The following is a 19,463-nucleotide window of genomic DNA, read 5'->3' as shown; positions in this document are numbered from 1 at the left end:
GGTCCCTGTGCATTCAGGGCGTGAGCAACTCTTCGACCAGCAGCTGCGCCGCATGGGACAGTGGCGAGCCGACCCGATGTACCACCCCGAACGGCTCGCTCAACGCCCGCAAGCGCACCGCAAGCGACACCAGCAGGCCACGCTGTTCGGCGAAGGCCGCCACCGCGCTGGGAATCACCGCCACCAGGGTCGGGTCTTCCTCCAGCAACATGAAGGTTGCGAAGGTGGACGACGTCTCCAGCGGATAGCGCGGCACCTCCACGCCCGCCTCGCTCAACTCGCGCTCCAGGGCCTGGCGCATGGGCATGTTGGCGGGGTAGACGATCCACCGGTAGTGGCTCAGGTCGCCGATCGCCAGGGCCGGCGCACTGGCCAACGGGTGCTGCGGATGGGCCACCACCGCCAGCGGCTCCTGCGCCAATTCCATGAACACGTAGTCAGCGGTATTACGCCCGACGCCGGGGCGGCAGATCGCCAGGTCCAGGCGCCCTTCGTCCAGTTGTTCGAGCAGGTTGGCGCTGGTGTTCTCGGCGATTTCCACCGACAACTGCGCCTGCTTGCGCCGCAACCGCCCCAGCGCCCCCACCAGCATCGGCATGGCCCCCATGATGCTGCCCACCGCCAGGTGCCCGCCCTGCCCCTGGACGATGCCCAGCATCTCATCGCGCAAATGCCCCAGGTCGCTGTGGATCAACCGCGCATAGCGCACCACGCAGCGCCCGGCGTCGTTGGCCACCAGGCCGCTGGGCTGGCGCACGAACAACGGCACGCCGAGGATCTCCTCGACCTCGCGCAATGCCTTGGTCGCACCGGGTTGGGAAATGGCCATGGCCTCGGCGGCCTTGTGCAGTGAGCCGCAGCGATCAAGCTCGATAAGCAGGCGCAACTGACGCAAACGCAGTCGGGCGAAAATACTGTCCAGGGAGGGAATCATAGAGTCCTTAGTACGCTGCGCCAGCCAATACGATCTGACGAAAGTCGCCCACAATCGGTCGCAGGTCAACACGGTGCCAGGCGGCCCAGAGGCCGATACTTTGCCCTAACCACGGCAACTCGCGCAGGACCACGTCAGGGTTGCTGTCAGCGCCGATGCTTTGCTGTATCAGCGCCAGCCCCAATCCCGCAGACACCAGCCCCAGCGCACTCAGTGGTTCGGCGGCCTCCAGGCGGGTCTGCGGGGTAAAGCCTGCCTCCACGCAACGGGCCATGAAACGCTCGCGACGGTTGGGGGTAGCGTGCCCGTCGACCATGATCCAGTCCTGCTCGTGAAGATCGGCAGGCTCGATCCGCGCCTTGTCGGCCAGTGGGTGGCCAAAGGGTAGCGCGAGATGGAGCGGGTCTTTGAATACCGGTGTTGCCAGCAGCTCCGGATCCTCCGCCGGTATCGGCTCGCACACCAGCGCGATATCGAGGCTGCGCTGGCGCAACCCCTCGAATTGCTCTTGAGCCGTCAGGTTGTACAGGGCGATATGGATGCCCGGCCGCTCCTCACGAACCCGGCGCAACGCCTTGGGTAACACCCCGGCATGGATGGCGTGGCTGACGTAGCCGATGCACAGCCCGCCCGTCTCGCCCCGGCCCAGTCGGCGGCCGAGCGACTCGAGGCGTTCGGCGTGTTTGAGCAGGGCCTTGGCCTCATGCAGGAAAGTGCGGCCGTCGGAGGTAATGCGCAGCCGTTGCTGGCTGCGTTCGAACAGCTGCAGGCCCAGGCGTTCTTCGAGCTGGGCAATTTGCCGGCTGAGCGGCGACTGGGAAATGTGCAGTTGTTCTGCCGCCTTGCCCACGTGTTCCAACTCAGCCACGGCGACGAAATAACGCAGTTGTCTGAAGTCCAGCATACAAGTCTTCGCAAATGAGCAAGGCCGTGGTTAACGGCGCAATGAAACACGGCAACTGAGGCCTGGGGCCGCCTTGCGGCCCCAGGTCGACCATCAACCTTGCAGTGCCTGCTTCAGCGCCGCCAGGCCATCCTGGTAGATGGTGGCGAACATCGCGCTCGCTTCGGCATCGCTGATACCGACCGGCACAAACGAGCCGGACCATTCCACCCGGGACCCCTGGCCTGCCGACACCACACGCAGGGTCGACTGGTAGTCGCGAACCGGCGCCGGGCCTTGAAGGATGGTGTAGCTGTAGCTGCGCCCGGCTTCATTGAAGTCCAGCAGGCGCTCGATGATGGTGTCGCCGCCGATGCTCTGGAGCGTGCGTACGCGGCCGCCTTCACTCAGGGCGCTTTGTGGAATGAACGGCAGCCAGTCGGGCAGCGAGTCGAAGCCGCCGATCAGTTGCCAGACACGGTCGGCATTGATGTCAAGGTCGATGGACGATTGTGCAGTAGCCATGATGTTTCTCCTGGGGTTCAACCCCGATGATGCGGTAAGGACAGGGCCGCGACGCGGCCCCGCAAAGTCAGTTCAAACGCTTGGAATAGGCGCCAGGGCGTTGATCAAGCCTTGTTGACGCAGGTCGCTCCAGAACGCGCTGGGGATGACAGCGCTCAGGGCTGCATGGTCTTCGTTGGCGTGCAGTGGACGGGTCGAGCCCGGGATCGCTGCGACCACGGCCGGGTGGGCCAGGGCGAATTGCAAGGCGGCGGCCTTGACGTCGACACCATGGGCACGGGCGACCGCACGGATACGCTCGAGCTTCTCCAGCACCGGCTGGGTGGCCTTCTGGTATTCGAAGTGCTCGCCACCGGCAGTGACGCCAGAGCTGTATGGGCCGCCGACGACGATGCCAACGCCCTGCTCCACGGCTTGCGGCATGACACGTTGCAGAGCGCGGTCGTGGTCCAGCAGCGAGTAACGGCCGGCGAGCAGGAAGCCATCGGGGCGCGGTTCGTCCAGGTCGAGGGTCAGTTCGATCGGCTCGACCCGGTTCACGCCCAGGCCCCACGCCTTGATCACGCCTTCTTCACGCAGGCGGGTGAGGACCCGGAAGGCCCCTTTGCGTGCGGTTTCGAAACACTCCAGCCACTCGTCACCATAGAAGTCCTGGGCGATGTCGTGGATCCAGACGATGTCCAGGCGGTCGGTCTTCAGGCGACGCAGGCTGTCCTCGATGGAGCGCAGGGTAGCGTCGGCGCTGTAGTCGTTGACGATGCGGTTGCGGTTGCCGTGTTCGAACAGGCCGCTCTTCTCGCCCAGTTCACGGCTGGTAGGGTCTTCCAGTTCGTCGAGGATGATCCGGCCGACCTTGGTGCTGAGCACGTATTCGTCGCGCGGACGACCGACCAGGGCGTTGCCCAGGCGCGATTCGGAGAGGCCGGCACCGTAGAACGGCGCAGTGTCGAAGTAGCGCACGCCGTTGTTCCAGGCGGCGTCGACGGTGGCTTGTACCTCGGCCTCTGGCACATTGCGGAACATGTTGCCCAGGGGCGCTGTGCCGAAGCCCAGTGGGTTGGCGATAAGGGATTTGAGGTTCATCTGTTCATTCCTGATAAGGGGAGTTGGTTATGAACTCCGATGGCGGCAATCCTATTGCGCCCCTACCAAGATCGTCCAAGTCATAATTCGACAGACTTCAGACCTTTTGAGCAATGTGTTGTGCAGGGCCTTGCGGCTGTCCAATCCGCCCACTTTTCGGTTTAATAGCCCGCTGACCCCTCTACTCTCGAGGCTTTTGCATGAAGCATGGTGTTTTACTGGTCGGTTTGCTGTTGCTCGCAGGCTGTGACGTTTCCATCAATACCAACGCGCCCGCGACCAATACGTCGGCGGTAGTGCTCTCCCAGCCTGGCTCTGCGCAACAGCAGAAACAGATAGCGGATACGGCGAACGAGTTCCTGCTGTTGCTGGACGCGGGAAGAGCCGACATGACCTGGGCGTCGGCAGGCTCTGTACTCAAGGCAGCGACGACCGAGCCAAACTGGGTCAAAGGCATCAGCGGTTTGCGCATGGGGCTTGGTGAACTGCAGCAGCGTGAGCATTTCCAGGTGGCGTTCACCAAACAACTGCCGGCTGCGCCGCCTGGCCATTACGCGGCCGTCCAGACTCATTCAACCTTTGCCAACATGACCGTCACCGAGGCCGTGCTGCTCAGCGAGGAAGCTGATCAATGGCGCGTCGTCGGCTACAACATCAGCAAAGCCGTCGAGGTTTCCGCAGCGGTTCGGCTTTTTTAATTGGCCGACCGCCAATGCAAAGCCGACGCGTGTAGTCAGCTCAACCCACCGAACCTCTGGTAGTAACTGCTGTTGGCATCCGGCAGCGGCCCGTCCGCGGTCTCCAGCGCAGTGGCAAGGTATTCCTCTGCCCTGCCCTGCACCAGCCGATACAGGTTACGGCAGAGCTGCCGAGCCGCTCGGCCTTCCCAGTCGCCCGGCAACAACTCATCTGGCAGTTGCGGATCACGCAGCAGCAGGCGGCGGTACTCGTGGATGAGCAAGGTGCGGGCCAGGAAGCAGTCTGCTGCATCGGGTGCATCCAGCTCTTTCATCGCCTGCCACAAAGGGCGGAACAAGCGAATGAACTCGCTGTAGTGCTGCCCTAGCTCATCGATGTTCCAGCTCTCGCGCACCTGGGCACGCAGGGCCTTGGAGGCCAGCACTTCCTGGGCGTGGGTCTCGAACACGATGCTGTCATCCTCGGCGTCCAACTCGCGCAGTGTCGCCGCAAGGTCGGCACGGTCGCTGCGTGGGCAGCCCAGCAGGTTCGGGCCCATGGCGCCGAAACCCTGCCACTCCAGCTCTTCGCGCACGGCTTTGCGCTTGGCGGCATCGAGCTGCGACAGCAGCACCAGCGTCCAGGCGCCGTTCCAGGCCGGCAGGTTGGCGCTGTAGACACGCTTGAAGGCTTTCTCGAAACGCCGCCGGCCGGTGCCGGTCAGGCTGTAGTAGCTGCGCCGCCCCACCTTCTCGGCAGTCAGCCAGCCTTCCTTGGTCAGGCGAAAGATCGAGGTACGGATCAGCCGCTCATTGATGCCCATCGGTTCCAGCAGGTTGATCAGGCTACCCAGCCAGACCGTGCCGCCATGGGGTTCGATGGCATCGCCATAGAGCGTGATGATCAGCGAGCTGGCGCGAATCGGCGTCTGCTCCTGGAAGCGGGTGATCAGGTGATTCAGGGGGGCAAGGCTGCTCATGAGGGAACGCGGCGCGGCTAAAGCCTCGACTATACCTGCCTGCCGTGGCCGTGCAAGGTTCATGCGCCGCCCTCGGCCTTGGGCCGGAAGCCTGAATCCCCCATGCGCGGGCGCTGCGCCTCGGCTTCGCTCAATGGCGGGCACTCCACCATCGATGCCATGCAACGTTGGGTCAGGGCGTGGTATTGGGCAGTGCCGCGTTGCTTCCAGGCCAGCTCCTGATCACTGAGCGGGCGCTTGACCTCGGCCGGCGCCCCCACTACCAGGCTCTGTTCCGGGCACTGGAAGCCGGCCTTGACGAAGGCCGTGGCGGCGACGATGCAGCGCGGCGCGATATGCGCCCCATCCATCACCACCGCATTCATACCCACCAAGGCATCCTCGCCCACCCGGCAACCGTGCAACACCGCGCCGTGGCCGACGTGCCCATTGCGCTCCACCACCGTGTCGCCCCCGGGGAAACCATGCATCACGCAGGTGTCCTGCAGGTTGGCGCCCTGCTCCAGGACGATACGCCCGAAGTCACCGCGCAACGAGGCCAGTGGGCCTACATAGCAATCAGGGCCGACGATCACGTCACCGATCAGGACTGCGCTGGGGTGGACATAGGCACTGGGGTGAACCACAGGGGTCAGGCCGTCGAGGCGGTAGCTGGGCATAGGTTGCTTCTCAATGTGATTCAGATGACAGGGCGATCTTGTATCACTTCAAATGCACAAGTCAATTTATCCAGGCGTGTATCGCTTTGAGAGCGACGACTCATTGCCGATGAAGCAGCGTCTGAAAGGGCTTGCTCGCTAATTTGAAAGCCTTTTCTACTGCTGTACCGGCTCGCCAGCGATGCATGCTAGCAGTGAGAGCAAGAACAAATTGAGATACAAACAATCAATTTATGTGTTACAAATCGGTATCGCATTGCACCTATACTTGCCCCGGCACCGCCAACAACTCCAAGAAAAGCCAGCTCCAGCTGGCGCCGAACGTGCAGCCTGAGGTACCACCATGCCAAGCAACCTCGTTGTGCAGCCCCCAGTGGACGGCGTCCGTCTGCTTACCCTGCATCGCCCGCAAGCCCTCAACGCCTTGAGCACCGAGCTGCTGGCCGAGCTGGCCGCCGAACTCGAAGCCGCCGAGCGCGACGAACACACCCGTGCCGTGATCATCACCGGCAGCCGCAAGGCCTTCGCCGCCGGCGCTGATATCAACGAAATGGCCGAGCGCGACCTGGTCGGCATCCTCAACGACCCTCGCGTCTCCCACTGGCAACGCATCGCCGCCTTCGCCAAGCCGCTGATTGCCGCGGTAAATGGCTACGCCCTGGGCGGCGGCTGCGAACTGGTGATGTGCGCCGATATCGTCATTGCCGGTAGCGATGCACGCTTCGGCCAACCCGAAATCAACCTCGGCGTCATCCCCGGCGCCGGCGGCACCCAGCGCCTGCTGCGCGCGGTGGGCAAGCCGCTGGCCATGCAGATGGTCCTCAGCGGCGAGGCCATCGACGCCCGCCATGCCTTGCAGGCCGGCCTGGTCAGCGAAGTCACCGAGCCGGAGCTTGCGGTCGAGCGCGCCCTGCAGGTGGCCCGCGTCATCGCCGCCAAGGCGCCGCTGGCCGTGCGCCTGGCCAAGGAGGCGCTGCTCAAGGCCCAGGACACCGACCTGGCAACCGGCCTGCGCTTCGAGCGCCACGCTTTCACCCTGCTGGCCGGCACTGCCGACCGCAATGAAGGCATCCGCGCCTTCCAGGAAAAACGCCCGGCCCGCTTCCTCGGCCAGTGACCCCTCCCCTCCACCGACGGAGCGCTTTGAGCATGCCTTTCCAGCACATCCTGTTTTCCATCGACGACGACGGCGTCGCCCTGCTCAGCCTCAACCGGCCCGAGCAACTGAACAGTTTCAACGGCGCCATGCACCTGGAAGTGCGCGAAGCCCTCAAGCAAGTGCGCCAGAGCGAACACGCCCGGGTGCTGCTGCTGACCGGGGAAGGCCGCGGTTTCTGCGCAGGCCAGGACCTGTCCGATCGCAATGTCGCCCCCGGCGCCGAAATGCCCGACCTGGGCGAGTCCATCGAAAAGTTCTACAACCCCTTGGTGCGCAGCCTGCGCGACCTGCCGCTACCGGTGATCTGTGCCGTCAATGGCGTGGCCGCCGGCGCTGGCGCCAACCTCCCACTGGCCTGCGACCTGGTGCTGGCAGCACGTTCGGCCAGTTTCATCCAAGCGTTCTGCAAGATCGGCCTGGTACCCGACTCCGGCGGTACCTGGCTGCTGCCGCGTCTGATCGGCATGGCCCGGGCCAAGGCATTGGCATTGCTCGGTGAACGCCTGAGCGCCGAACAGGCCGAACAGTGGGGCCTGATCTACCGCGTGGTCGACGATGCCGCCCTGCGCGACGAGGCCCTGACCCTGGCCCGCCAGCTGGCGACCCAGCCCACCTACGGCCTGGCCCTGATCAAGCGCGCACTGAACCAGAGCTACGACAACCGTTTCGACCAACAGCTCGAGCTGGAGCGCGACCTGCAGCGGCTGGCCGGGCGCAGCGAGGACTACCGCGAAGGCGTCAGCGCCTTCATGAACAAGCGCGCACCCGCGTTCAAGGGGCGTTGAACATGCGTGCACTCGACAGCAATGCGCTAGTGGCGGTAATCGGTGCCGGCGCCATGGGTGCCGGGATTGCCCAGGTAGCTGCCCAGGCTGGCCATCCGGTTCGCCTCTACGACAACCGCCCAGGCGCCGCTGCACAGGCGGTCGAAGGGATCGACCGGCAACTCGGTCGCCTGGTGGAAAAAGGCAAGTTGGCAGCCGCCGAGCGCGATGCCATCAGCGCCCGTCTGCAGCCGGTGGAAACCCTCGATGCACTGGCGAACGCTCGTCTGGTAATCGAAGCCATCGTCGAAAACCTCTCTATCAAGCAGGCGCTGCTGCGCCAGCTCGAAGCCTTGTGCAACGAGGACTGCATCCTCGCCAGCAACACCTCGTCGCTGTCGATCACCAGCCTGGCCGCCGGCCTGAAGCGCCCCCACCAAGTGATCGGTATGCACTTCTTCAACCCAGCGCCGTTGATGGCCCTGGTGGAGATCGTCTCGGGCCTGGCCACCGACCCCGTCGTAGCAGCCGCCTTGTACGAAACGGCCAAGGCCTGGGGCAAGCAGCCGGTGCACACGCAGTCTACGCCGGGCTTCATCGTCAACCGTGTAGCGCGCCCTTTTTATGCCGAAAGCCTGCGCCTGCTGCAGGAAGGCGCCGCCGATTGCGCCACACTCGACGCCCTGCTGCGTGAGGCCGGCGGTTTTCGCATGGGCGCTTTCGAGCTCACCGACCTGATCGGGCATGACGTCAACTACGCCGTGACCTGTTCGGTGTTCGAGGCCTTCTATGGCGATTTCCGTTTCCAGCCGTCGCTGGTGCAGAAGGCGCTGGTGGATGCCGGGCGCCTGGGACGCAAGTCCGGCCAGGGCTTCTACAGCTATGCCGAGGGCGCACAAAGGCCACAACCGCTCACCCTTGCCAGCCAGGCGAGCGTGGCCTGCTGCGCTGTAGAAGGTGACCTCGGCGTACTGCGATCCCTGGTTGACCGTCTACGCGCCGCCGGCATCAGCGTCACCGAACGCGCAGGCACAGGCTTGCTGCGGGTCGGCGACGCCACCCTAGCGCTTTCCGACGGCCGCCTGGCCAGCCAGCGTGCCCGCGAGGACGGCCTGAGCAACCTGGTCCTGCTCGATCTGGCCCTGGACTATGCCAGCGCTACCCGCCTTGCCATCAGCCACGCCGCCAACTGCACAGCCGAGGCACGCGAGCAGGCGATTGCCTTGCTGCGCAGCACCGGGCTCGAGGTCAGCGCCGTTGCCGACCTGCCCGGCCTGGTGGTGCTGCGCACCGTCGCCATGCTCGCCAACGAAGCTGCCGACGCTGTATTGCAAGGGGTTGGCACGCCGCAAGACATCGACCTGGCCATGCGCGCCGGGGTCAATTACCCCCGTGGCCCGCTGGCCTGGGCCGACAGCCTCGGTGTCGGCTACACCCTGCGCGTGCTCGACAACCTGCAGCGCAGCTACGGCGAGGAACGCTACCGCCCTTCCCTGCTGCTGCGCCGCACCCACGCCGAAGGAGGCCGCCTGCATGTCTGATCACTCTCCCCAAGCCCTGGCGCGTGCCTGCGCCGAGGCCATGTTCGCTCGCGACGCGGCCAGCCAAGGCCTGGGCATCGAACTGCTCGACGCGGGCCCCGGCAGCGCTCGGCTGACCATGACCGTGCGCGCCGACATGATCCAGGGCCACGGCACCTGCCATGGCGGCTTTCTGTTTGCCCTGGCCGACTCGGCCTTTGCCTTCGCCTGCAACAGCCATGACGAAGCCACCGTGGCCCTGGGTTGCGGCATCGACTACATCGCGCCGGCCAAACGTGGCGACCAACTCGTCGCCAGCGCGACCGAGCTGAGCCGCAAAGGCCGCACCGGCAACTACGACGTGCGCATCGAAAACCAGCATGGCGAGCTGATCGCCCTGTTCCACGGCAAATCCTACAGGGTGCGCGGCAGCGTGCTGGCACCGGAGAACACCCATGACTGACAGCCTCCAGCCCCATGCACTGATCATCGACGCGGTGCGCACCCCGATTGGCCGCTACGGCGGCGCCCTGTCCGGCGTGCGCCCAGATGACCTGGCCGCGGTACCGATCAAGGCGCTGATGGCGCGCCACCCTGAACTGGATTGGAGCCAGGTCGACGATGTGATCCTCGGCTGCGCCAACCAGGCCGGCGAGGACAACCGCAACGTCGCGCGCATGGCCGGCCTGCTGGCCGGGTTACCGATCGGCGTGCCCGGCACCACCCTCAACCGCCTGTGCGGCTCGGGCCTGGACGCCATCGGCAGTGCCGCCCGCGCCCTGCGTTGCGGCGAAGCCGGGCTGATGCTGGCCGGCGGGGTTGAATCGATGTCGCGTGCGCCGTTCGTGATGGGCAAGTCCGAGCAGGCCTTTGGCCGCAGCGCCGAGCTGTACGACACCACCATCGGCTGGCGCTTCGTCAACAAACTGATGCAAGCGCAATACGGCATCGACTCGATGCCCGAAACCGCCGAGAACGTTGCCGAGCAGTTCGGCATCAGCCGCGCCGACCAGGACGCCTTTGCCCTGCGCAGCCAGCACAAGGCCGCCGCGGCCCAGGCCAGTGGGCGCCTGGCCCAGGAGATCGTGCCAGTCGAGATCCCCCAGCGCAAAGGCCCGGCCAAATGCATCGAGCACGACGAGCACCCCCGTGGCGACACCACCCTTGAGCAGCTGGCGCGCCTGGGTACGCCGTTCCGCGAGGGCGGCAGCGTCACCGCCGGCAATGCCTCCGGGGTCAACGACGGCGCCTGCGCCCTGCTGCTGGCCAGCCCCGAGGCCGCGCGCCGGCACAAGCTCAAGGCCCGCGGCCGGGTGCTGGGCTTGGCGGTGGCCGGGGTCGAACCCCGCATCATGGGCATCGGCCCGGTACCGGCGACCCACAAGGTGCTGGAGCTGACCGGCCTGGCGCTGGCCGACATGGACGTCATCGAACTCAACGAAGCCTTCGCCGCTCAGGGCCTGGCCGTGCTGCGCGAACTGGGCCTGGCCGACGACGAACCACGGGTCAACCCCAACGGCGGCGCCATCGCCCTGGGCCACCCGCTGGGCATGAGCGGTGCACGCCTGGTCACCACCGCCTTGCACCAGCTTGAAAAGACCGGCGGCCGCTACGCCCTGTGCACCATGTGCATCGGCGTAGGCCAAGGCATCGCCCTGGTGATCGAGCGCCTCTGATCAGCCGCCAGAGACGCAATGCAACGCGGGCAGTATGCTGCCCCCATGACACTCAGGGCCCCGGCCCACGACAAGAACAATTCGAGTGAGACCATGAACCACTACGCCAAAGCCGAACGCGCCCTGCTCGACCCGATGGAAACCGCCAGCCTCGACGCGCTGCGCCAGCACCAGCTGGAGCGCCTGCGCTGGAGCCTGCTGCACGCCTACCAGAACGTTCCTCTATACCGCCAGCGTTTCGACGCCTGCGGCGCCCACCCGGACGACCTGCACACACTGGACGATCTGGCCAAGTTCCCCTTCACCGGCAAGAACGACCTGCGCGACAACTACCCCTACGGCATGTTCGCCGTGCCCCAGGACCAGGTGGTGCGCCTGCACGCCTCCAGCGGCACCACCGGCAAGCCGACCGTGGTCGGCTACACCCAGAACGACATCGACACCTGGGCCAACGTGGTGGCGCGCTCGATCCGCGCCGCCGGCGGGCGCAAGGGCGACAAGGTGCATGTCTCCTACGGCTATGGCCTGTTCACCGGCGGCCTCGGCGCCCACTACGGCGCCGAGCGCCTGGGCTGCACGGTGATCCCCATGTCGGGCGGCCAGACCGAAAAGCAGGTGCAGCTGATCCGCGACTTCCAGCCCGACATCATCATGGTCACGCCGTCGTACATGCTCAACCTGGCCGACGAGATCGAGCGCCAAGGCATTGCCCCCGACGACCTCAAGCTGCGCCTGGGCATCTTCGGTGCCGAGCCCTGGACCGACGAGCTGCGCCGCTCCATCGAGCAGCGCCTGGGCATCGACGCCCTGGACATCTATGGCCTGTCGGAAATCATGGGCCCTGGCGTAGCCATGGAGTGCATCGAGACCAAGGACGGCCCGACCATCTGGGAAGACCACTTCTACCCCGAGATCATCGACCCGGTGACCGGCGCCGTACTGCCGGACGGCCAGCTCGGCGAATTGGTGTTCACCTCGCTGAGCAAGGAGGCGTTGCCCATGGTGCGCTACCGCACCCGCGACCTCACCCGCCTGCTGCCCGGCACCGCCCGGCCGATGCGGCGCATCGGCAAGATCACCGGGCGCAGCGACGACATGCTGATCATCCGCGGGGTGAACGTGTTCCCCACGCAGATCGAAGAGCAGGTTCTGAAAATCAAACAACTTTCAGAGCTATATGAGATTCATCTGTATCGCAATGGCAATCTCGACAGCGTCGAGGTGCATGTGGAGTTGCGCGCTGACAGCCAGTACCTGGATGAAGGCCAGCGCAAGCAGGTGGTGGGTGAGCTGGCGAAGCAGATCAAGACCTATATCGGCATCAGCACGCAAGTGCACCTGCAGCCGTGCGGGGCGCTGAAGCGTTCCGAAGGCAAGGCTTGCCACGTGTACGACAAGCGTTTGGCTGGCTGATTCGCAGCTGCCCATCGAGCCCCGGCATGGTCCGGGGCTTTTTTTCGCCCATGACAACGCCATCGCGGGGCAAGCCCGCTCCCACGCTGAGACAGTGGCGTGGGAGCGGGTTTGCCCCGCGATCGGGCCTCAATGCGATACACAAATCTTATTTGATACATCAAATACTGTTTGATGTTGTGTTTTGTATCGCTTATAAATACCCCACGCCCCAAGCCGCCCACCACCGGGAGCCCGAACATGTACGCACAGCTCGTAGAAACCGGCGTCAAACGCCTCAAGTCGCTGGAAGAGATGTCGCCCGAAGAGCGCGCCTTCCAGGAAAAGATCGACGCCGAGATCAAGATCGAAGCCAAGAACTGGATGCCCGACGCCTACCGCCAGACCCTCATCCGCCAGATCTCCCAGCACGCCCACTCAGAGATCGTCGGCATGCTGCCCGAGGGCAACTGGGTCACCCGTGCTCCCAGCCTCAAGCGCAAGCTGCAACTGATGGCCAAGATCCAGGACGAAGCCGGCCACGGCCTGTACCTGTACAGCGCCATGGAAACCCTCGGTGCCGACCGCGACGAAGAAATCGCCAAGCTGCACAGCGGCAAGGCCAAGTACTCGAGCATCTTCAACTACCCCACCCTCAGCTGGGCCGACATGGGCGCAGTGGGCTGGCTGGTGGATGGCGCCGCGATCGTCAACCAGGTGGTGCTGCAGCGCACCTCCTACGGCCCCTACTCCCGCGCCATGGTGCGCATCTGCAAGGAAGAGAGCTTCCACCAGCGCCAGGGCTACGAGCTGCTGCTGACCATGATGCGCCACGGCACCCAGGCCCAGAAGGACATGGTCCAGGACGCCATCAACCGCCTGTGGTGGCCAGCGCTGATGATGTTCGGCCCCAGCGACGAACACTCGCCCAACAGCGCCCAGTCGATGGCCTGGAAGATCAAGCGCCAGACCAACGACGAACTGCGCCAGCGCTTCATCGACCAGACCGTGCCGCAGCTGGAGCTGCTCGGCTGCACCGCCCCCGACCCTGAGCTCAAGTGGAACGCCGAGCGCGGTCACTACGACTTCGGCGAGATCCAGTGGGACGAGTTCTACGAAGTGATCAAGGGCAACGGCCCGTGCAACCAGGAACGCGTCGCCACCCGCCGCAAGGCCATCGAAGACGGCGCCTGGGTACGCGAGGCCGCCGTGGCCTACGCACGCAAACAACAGAACAAGAACGCCGCCTGAAGCGGCCATCGATGCGGAGATCGAGCATGTCTGACTGGACCCTCTACGAAGTATTCGTGCGCAGCAAGCACGGCCTCAACCACAAGCATGTCGGCAGCGTGCATGCCGCCGACGCCGCCATGGCCATCGAGAACGCCCGCGAGCTGTACACCCGCCGCAGCGAGGGCGTGAGCCTGTGGGTAGTGCCCTCGGCGTTGATCACCGCCTCCTCGCCCGACGAGAAAGACCCGCTGTTCGCCCCGGCGGACGACAAGGTCTACCGCCACGCCAGCTTCTATGAGCTGCCCGCCGAAGTCGGACACATGTGAGGCCCGCCATGCACAAGCAAGCACTTATCCAATACCTGCTGCTGCTCGGCGATAGCGCCCTGGTCCAGGGCCAGCGCCTGTGCGAGTGGTGCGGCAAGGCCCCGGCGCTGGAAGAAGAACTGGCGCTGATGAACGTCGGCCTCGACCTGGTGGGCCAGGCCCGCAACTGGCTGGACTACGCCGCCGAACTGCAGGACGACGGCCGCGACGCCGACGCGCTGGCGTTCCGCCGCGATGAACGCGCCTACCGCAACCTGCTGCTGGTCGAGCAACCCAACGGCGACTACGCCGTGACCATGCTCAAGCAGTTCCTTTACGACGCCTGGCACCACGCCACGCTTGAAGCGCTGACGGCCTCCAGCGATGAACGCATCGCCGGCATCGCCGCCAAGGCCCTGAAAGAAGTCACCTATCACCTGCGCCGCTCCGGCGAATGGGTGCAGCGCCTGGGTGGCGGCACTGAAGAAAGCCGTCGGCGCATGCTCGAAGCCATCCCGGCGCTGTGGCGCTTCACGGTCGAATTGAGCGTCGCCAACGACGGCGAAGTGCAACTGGCCCAGGCCGGTATCGCCGCCGACCCAGCGCAGATCGCCCAACACTGGCTGAACACCGTCACCGCCATCTTCGCCTCGGTCGACCTGCCCCTGCCCAAGGCCGCCAGCCACTTCTACCTGGACGGGCGCAAGGGCCTGCACACCGAACACCTCGGCCTGCTGCTGGCCGAGATGCAATTCCTGCCGCGAGCCTACCCCGATGCAACCTGGTGAGCTGATCGCCGGCGACCGCGGCGCCCGGGCCCAGCAGCACGGCGACCTGGCCCATGCCTGGGCGGTGCTGGCCGAAGTGATGGACCCGGAAGTGCCGGTGGTCAGCGTGGTAGACCTGGGGATAGTGCGCGACCTCGACTGGCGCGCCGGCCACCTGCACCTGGTGGTCACCCCGACCTACTCCGGCTGCCCGGCCACCGAGGTGATCGAGGGCGACATCCGTCAGGCCCTGGAGCAGGCCGGCTTCGCCGAACCCGCGCTGGAGCGCCGACTGATGCCGGCCTGGAGCACCGACTGGATCAGTGCGCAAGGCCGTGAGCGCCTGCGCGCCTATGGCATCGCGCCACCCGCGGGTAGCGCCAGCCTGCGCGGCAGCACGCCCAGCGTGTGCTGCCCGCAGTGCGGCAGCGCCCATACCGAACTGCTCAGCCAGTTCGGCTCCACGGCCTGCAAGGCGCTGTACCGCTGCCGCGCGTGCCTGGAGCCGTTCGACTATTTCAAATGCCTTTGAGCCGTGGAGAACGCCATGAGCCCGTTTCACAGCCTGACCATCAAGCAAGTGCGCCAGGAAACCCGCGACGCGGTGTCCATCGCCTTCGACGTGCCCGCGCATCTGCAGGAACAATTCCGCTTCACCCAGGGCCAGTATCTGGTCATGCGCACCCAGCTCGATGACGAGGAAGTGCGCCGCTCCTATTCGATCTGCAGCGCCGTGCAGGATGGCGAGCTGCGCGTGGCGGTCAAGCGCGTGCCCGGCGGGCGCTTCTCGGCCTTTGCCAATGAAGTGCTCAAGGCCGGCCAGCAACTGGAGGTAATGCCGCCGTCGGGTAACTTCTTCGTATCGCTGGACCCGGCGCGCCAGGGCAACTACCTGGGCGTGGCTGCCGGCAGTGGCATCACGCCGATCCTGTCCCTGGTCGCGACCACGCTGGCCACCGAACCCCACAGCCGCTTCACCCTGCTGTACGGCAACCGCGCCAGCAACAGCGCGCTGTTCCGCGATCGCCTGGAAGACCTGAAGAACCAGTACCTGGACCGCCTCAACCTGATCTTCGTGTTCAGCCGCGAGCAACAGGACGTCGACCTGTACAACGGCCGCATCGACGCCGACAAGTGCGGCCAGCTGTTCTCCCGTTGGCTGGATGTGAAGCAGCTCGACGCCGCGTTCATCTGTGGCCCCCAGGCCATGACCGAGACCGTGCGCGACAGCCTGCGGGCCAACGGCATGGACAACGCGCGCATCCACTACGAACTGTTCGCCGCCGCCGGCAGCGAAGCCCGTCGCGAAGCCCGCGAGGCGGCGCGCGAGCTGGATTCGGCGGTCAGCCAGGTGACGGTGATCAGCGATGGCCGCGCCCTGGCCTTCGATTTGCCGCGCAACACCCGCAGCGTGCTCGATGCCGGCAACGCCATCGGCGCCGAGCTGCCGTACTCGTGCAAGGCCGGGGTGTGCTCGACCTGCAAGTGCAAGGTGATCGAGGGCGAGGTGGAGATGGACAGCAACCATGCCCTGGAAGACTACGAAGTGGCCGCCGGCTACGTGCTGTCGTGCCAGACCTACCCCCTGAGCGACAAGGTGGTGCTCGACTTCGATCAGCTTTGAACCCGATCGCGGGGCAAGCCCGCTCCCACGCAGGTAGCTGACGTGGGAGCGGGCTTGCCCCGCGATATCCAAAAGCTACCCCCGCGTGACCTGAAAAAACAATTACAACAGCCAGAGAGAACGCCAGCCATGACCCCCGAACACCTCGAGAGCATCAACAACCACCCCGACTTCCAGCAGTTGATCAAGCGCAAGCGCCGCCTCAACGGCACCCTCACCTTGACCATGCTGGCCGCCTACTACGGCTTCGTCCTCCTGGTGGCCTTCGCCCCCGGCGTGCTCGGCCAGTCCCTCAGCGGCGGGGTCACCAGTGTCGGCATGCTGGTCGGGGTGCTGATGGTGCTGCTGTCCTTCGCCCTCACCGGGATCTACACCCATCGCGCCAACACCGTGCTCGACCCGCTCAACGACAAGGTCAAGCAGGAGTGCGCACGATGAACTGGACCGCCATCTCGATGTTCCTGGTGTTCGTCTGCTTCACCCTGCTGGTCACCCGCTGGGCGGCGCTGCGCACCCGCTCGGCCAGTGACTTCTATACCGCCGGCGGTGGCCTCACCGGCATGCAGAACGGCCTGGCGATCGCCGGCGACATGATCAGCGCCGCGTCCTTCCTGGGCATCTCGGCGATGATGTTCATGAACGGCTACGACGGCCTGCTCTACGCCCTGGGCGTACTGGCCGGCTGGCCGATCATCCTGTTCCTGATCGCCGAGCGCCTGCGCAACCTGGGCAAGTACACCTTCGCCGATGTGGTCTCCTACCGCCTGGCCCAGGGCCCGGTGCGCATCACCTCGGCGTTCGGCACCCTGACCGTGGCGCTGCTGTACCTGGTGGCGCAGATGGTCGGCGCCGGCAAGCTGATCGAACTGCTGTTCGGCATCAGCTACCTGTATGCGGTGATGCTGGTGGGCGTGCTGATGGTGCTGTACGTGACCTTCGGCGGCATGCTCGCCACCACCTGGGTGCAGATCATCAAAGCGGTGATGCTGCTGTCGGGCACCAGCTTCATGGCCTTCATGGTGCTCAAGCACTTCGGTTTCAGCACCGAGGCGATGTTCGCCAGCGCCGTGGCCGTGCATGCCAAGGGCCAGGCGATCATGGCGCCGGGGGCGTTGTTGTCCAATCCGGTGGATGCGATTTCACTGGGCTTGGGGATGATGTTCGGCACTGCCGGGCTGCCGCATATCCTGATGCGCTTCTTCACCGTCAGCGACGCCAAGGAAGCGCGCAAGAGCGTGTTCTACGCCACCGGCTTCATCGGTTACTTCTACCTGCTGCTGATCGTCATCGGCTTCGGCGCCATCGTCATGGTCGGCACCGAACCGTCCTACCGCGATGCCGCGGGCGCGATCATCGGCGGCGGCAACATGGTCGCGGTGCACCTGGCGCAGGCGGTGGGCGGCAACCTGTTCCTCGGCTTCATCTCGGCTGTGGCCTTCGCCACCATCCTGGCCGTGGTTGCCGGCCTTGCGTTGTCCGGTGCCTCGGCCGTGTCCCACGACCTGTATGCCTGCGTCATGCGCAAAGGCCAGGCCAGCGAGCAGCAGGAAATGCGCGTGTCGCGCATCGCCACCCTGGTGATCGGTCTGTTCGCGGTGCTGCTGGGCCTGATGTTCGAATCGCAGAATATCGCCTTCCTCTCCGGCCTGGTACTGGCCGTCGCCGCCTCGGTCAATTTCCCGGTGCTGCTGCTGTCGATGTTCTGGAAAGGCCTGACCACCCGCGGTGCGGTGGGCGGCAGCCTGGCCGGGCTGGTCTCGGCGATCGTGCTGGTGGTGCTGGGCCCGGCGGTATGGGTCAACGTACTGCACAACGAGCACGCACTGTTCCCCTACAGCAACCCGGCGCTGTTCTCCATGTCGCTGGCGTTCCTCGGCGCCTGGGCCTTCTCGGTCACCGACAGCTCGCAGCGCGCCCAGGACGAACGTGGCCGCTACCTGGCGCAGTTCATCCGCTCCATGACCGGTATCGGCGCCGCCGGCGCCAGCAAGCACTGATCACAAGAACAATAAGAACGACGGGGACAACAACAATGAACCGCACACGCCTCACCTCGGCCGCCTGGTTGGCCACCCTCGCCCTGCCCTTGCCGGCCCTGGCGGACTTCATCGGCGACAGCCACGCGCGCGTCGAGCTGCGCAACCACTACATCAACCGCGACTTCCGCCAGGACAACGCACCGCAGAACAAGGCCGAGGAATGGGGCCAGGGTTTCACCGCGCGCTTCGAATCGGGCTTTACCGATGGCCCGGTCGGCGTCGGGGTAGACGCCATGGGCCAGCTTGGCATCAAGCTTGACTCCAGCCGTGACCGGCGCGGCACCGGCCTGCTGCCGTTCGGCCCCAACAGCAAGGAACCGGTGGAGGACTACAGCGAACTGGGCCTGACCGGCAAGCTTCGGGTGTCCAAGAGCACACTGCGTCTGGGCACCCTGCAGCCGATCCTGCCGGTGGTGGTGTACAACGACACCCGCCTGCTGGCCTCGACCTTCCAGGGCGGCCTGCTGACCAGCCAGGAGCTCGACGGCCTGACCTTCAATGGCGGGCGCCTGACCAAGGCCAACCTGCGTGATTCCTCCGGGCGCGACGATATCGGCTATGGCGCCGCCACCAGCGATCACTTCGACTTCGGTGGCGGCAGCTACGCCTTCACCCCGCAGACCAGTGTCAGCTACTACTACGCCAAACTCGAAGAGATCTACCGCCAGCAGTACGTCGGCCTGCTGCACACCCAACCGCTGGCCGAGGGCGTGAGCCTGCGCAGCGACCTGCGCTACTTCGACAGCCGCGGCGATGGCGCCGAGCGCGCCGGGCGCATAGACAACCGCAACTTCAACGCCATGTTCACCCTCGGCGTGAAAGCCCACAAATTCACCGCCACCTGGCAGCAGATGTCCGGCGACAGTGCCTTCCCGTTCCTCAACGGCGGCGACCCGTACACCGTCAACCTGGTCACCTACAACACCTTCACCCGTGCCGGGCTCGACTCCTGGCAGCTGCGCTACGACTACGACTTCGTGGCCATGGGCATCCCCGGGCTGAGCTTCATGACCCGCTACACCGACGGCCGCCATGCCGAGACCGCCACCCTCAACAATGGCCGCGAGCGTGAACGCGACACCGACATCACCTACGTCATCCAGAGCGGCCCGTTCAAGGACGTCAGCCTGCGCTGGCGCAACGTGACCTTCCGTTCCGGCAATGGCCTGACCAATGCCGTGGACGAAAACCGCCTGATCATCGGCTACACCCTGGCGCTCTGGTAAGCGCGCCGCCTGTCTAT

20 protein-coding genes and 1 pseudogene are annotated in these 19,463 nt (G+C 65.4%); 15 read left to right on the top strand and 6 right to left on the bottom strand.

Annotation, left to right across the window (positions count from 1 at the left end):
- Positions 1-13: 13 nt before the first annotated feature.
- The 4 genes from RTH46_RS11435 to RTH46_RS11420 form a co-directional block, all read right to left on the bottom strand.
- Positions 14-934, bottom strand: coding sequence for a LysR family transcriptional regulator (locus RTH46_RS11435; RefSeq protein WP_153785043.1), 921 nt, complete (start codon positions 932-934; stop codon positions 14-16).
- Positions 935-941: 7 nt separating this feature from the next.
- Positions 942-1,838, bottom strand: a complete 897-nt coding sequence (locus tag RTH46_RS11430) for a LysR family transcriptional regulator (protein ID WP_153785044.1) — start codon at positions 1,836-1,838, stop codon at positions 942-944.
- 93 nt (positions 1,839-1,931) lie between these two features.
- Positions 1,932-2,342, bottom strand: coding sequence for an SRPBCC family protein (locus tag RTH46_RS11425; RefSeq protein ID WP_153785045.1), 411 nt, complete (start codon positions 2,340-2,342; stop codon positions 1,932-1,934).
- A 72-nt stretch (positions 2,343-2,414) separates the two neighbouring features.
- A complete protein-coding gene (locus RTH46_RS11420) occupies positions 2,415-3,425 on the bottom strand; it encodes an aldo/keto reductase (RefSeq protein ID WP_316905724.1) in 1,011 nt (336 codons plus the stop codon).
- Between the two features lie 200 nt (positions 3,426-3,625).
- Between RTH46_RS11420 and RTH46_RS11415 the strand changes: the two genes are divergently transcribed.
- Positions 3,626-4,123 carry a DUF4019 domain-containing protein gene (locus tag RTH46_RS11415; RefSeq protein ID WP_316905723.1) on the top strand — a complete coding sequence of 166 codons (498 nt, stop codon included), beginning with the start codon at positions 3,626-3,628 and terminating at the stop codon, positions 4,121-4,123.
- Positions 4,124-4,158: 35 nt separating this feature from the next.
- Here RTH46_RS11415 and paaX read toward each other — a convergent pair whose 3' ends face one another.
- Positions 4,159-5,082 (bottom strand): phenylacetic acid degradation operon negative regulatory protein PaaX, encoded by a 924-nt coding sequence (paaX, locus tag RTH46_RS11410; protein ID WP_153785048.1) that lies wholly within the window; start codon positions 5,080-5,082, stop codon positions 4,159-4,161.
- Between the two features lie 59 nt (positions 5,083-5,141).
- On the bottom strand, positions 5,142-5,741 hold the full coding sequence (gene paaY / locus RTH46_RS11405; RefSeq protein WP_316905722.1) for a phenylacetic acid degradation protein PaaY: 600 nt from the start codon (positions 5,739-5,741) through the stop codon (positions 5,142-5,144).
- Between the two features lie 343 nt (positions 5,742-6,084).
- Between paaY and paaF the strand changes: the two genes are divergently transcribed.
- The 14 genes and pseudogenes from paaF (at position 6,085) to RTH46_RS11335 (ending at position 19,446) form a co-directional block, all read left to right on the top strand.
- A complete protein-coding gene (gene paaF, locus RTH46_RS11400; RefSeq protein ID WP_153785050.1) occupies positions 6,085-6,858 on the top strand; it encodes a 2,3-dehydroadipyl-CoA hydratase PaaF in 774 nt (257 codons plus the stop codon).
- Between the two features lie 32 nt (positions 6,859-6,890).
- On the top strand, positions 6,891-7,685 hold the full coding sequence (paaG, locus tag RTH46_RS11395) for a 2-(1,2-epoxy-1,2-dihydrophenyl)acetyl-CoA isomerase PaaG (RefSeq protein WP_153785051.1): 795 nt from the start codon (positions 6,891-6,893) through the stop codon (positions 7,683-7,685).
- Positions 7,686-7,687: 2 nt separating this feature from the next.
- Complete coding sequence (gene paaH, locus RTH46_RS11390) at positions 7,688-9,205, top strand: 3-hydroxyacyl-CoA dehydrogenase PaaH (protein WP_316905721.1); 1,518 nt, start codon at positions 7,688-7,690, stop codon at positions 9,203-9,205.
- On the top strand, positions 9,198-9,647 hold the full coding sequence (gene paaI / locus RTH46_RS11385; RefSeq protein WP_316905720.1) for a hydroxyphenylacetyl-CoA thioesterase PaaI: 450 nt from the start codon (positions 9,198-9,200) through the stop codon (positions 9,645-9,647). The genes paaH and paaI overlap by 8 nt, the downstream gene beginning before the upstream one ends.
- Positions 9,640-10,860: a 3-oxoadipyl-CoA thiolase gene (pcaF, locus tag RTH46_RS11380; RefSeq protein ID WP_316905719.1), complete on the top strand. Its 1,221-nt coding sequence runs from the start codon at positions 9,640-9,642 to the stop codon at positions 10,858-10,860. The genes paaI and pcaF overlap by 8 nt, the downstream gene beginning before the upstream one ends.
- A gap of 93 nt (positions 10,861-10,953) precedes the next feature.
- Entirely contained in the window at positions 10,954-12,273 is a 1,320-nt protein-coding gene (gene paaK, locus RTH46_RS11375) for a phenylacetate--CoA ligase PaaK (protein ID WP_316905718.1), read from the top strand.
- Positions 12,274-12,513: 240 nt separating this feature from the next.
- Entirely contained in the window at positions 12,514-13,503 is a 990-nt protein-coding gene (paaA, locus tag RTH46_RS11370) for a 1,2-phenylacetyl-CoA epoxidase subunit PaaA (protein WP_279847134.1), read from the top strand.
- A 26-nt stretch (positions 13,504-13,529) separates the two neighbouring features.
- A complete protein-coding gene (gene paaB, locus RTH46_RS11365) occupies positions 13,530-13,811 on the top strand; it encodes a 1,2-phenylacetyl-CoA epoxidase subunit PaaB (RefSeq protein WP_023631078.1) in 282 nt (93 codons plus the stop codon).
- An 8-nt stretch (positions 13,812-13,819) separates the two neighbouring features.
- Positions 13,820-14,578 (top strand): 1,2-phenylacetyl-CoA epoxidase subunit PaaC, encoded by a 759-nt coding sequence (gene paaC, locus RTH46_RS11360; RefSeq protein WP_153785057.1) that lies wholly within the window; start codon positions 13,820-13,822, stop codon positions 14,576-14,578.
- The gene (paaD, locus tag RTH46_RS11355; RefSeq protein ID WP_153785058.1) at positions 14,565-15,089 is read left to right on the top strand and encodes a 1,2-phenylacetyl-CoA epoxidase subunit PaaD; all 525 of its coding nucleotides are present in this window, start codon (positions 14,565-14,567) and stop codon (positions 15,087-15,089) included. Before paaC ends, paaD begins: the two co-directional genes overlap by 14 nt.
- Positions 15,090-15,104: 15 nt before the next feature.
- Positions 15,105-16,181 (top strand): 1,2-phenylacetyl-CoA epoxidase subunit PaaE, encoded by a 1,077-nt coding sequence (gene paaE / locus RTH46_RS11350; protein ID WP_153785059.1) that lies wholly within the window; start codon positions 15,105-15,107, stop codon positions 16,179-16,181.
- Between the two features lie 129 nt (positions 16,182-16,310).
- The gene (locus tag RTH46_RS11345) at positions 16,311-16,619 is read left to right on the top strand and encodes a DUF485 domain-containing protein (RefSeq protein WP_110993846.1); all 309 of its coding nucleotides are present in this window, start codon (positions 16,311-16,313) and stop codon (positions 16,617-16,619) included.
- Positions 16,610-18,178 (top strand): annotated as a pseudogene (locus RTH46_RS11340) (cation acetate symporter); the annotation flags it as partial. The gene RTH46_RS11345 and the pseudogene RTH46_RS11340, both read left to right, overlap by 10 nt.
- Positions 18,179-18,213: 35 nt before the next feature.
- The gene (locus tag RTH46_RS11335; protein WP_153785060.1) at positions 18,214-19,446 is read left to right on the top strand and encodes an OprD family porin; all 1,233 of its coding nucleotides are present in this window, start codon (positions 18,214-18,216) and stop codon (positions 19,444-19,446) included.
- Positions 19,447-19,463 lie beyond the last annotated feature (17 nt).

The organism is Pseudomonas sp. zfem004, from assembly GCF_032621715.1.
GTDB lineage: Bacteria > Pseudomonadota > Gammaproteobacteria > Pseudomonadales > Pseudomonadaceae > Aquipseudomonas > Aquipseudomonas sichuanensis.
This window is presented reverse-complemented; position numbering and strand designations above follow the sequence as displayed.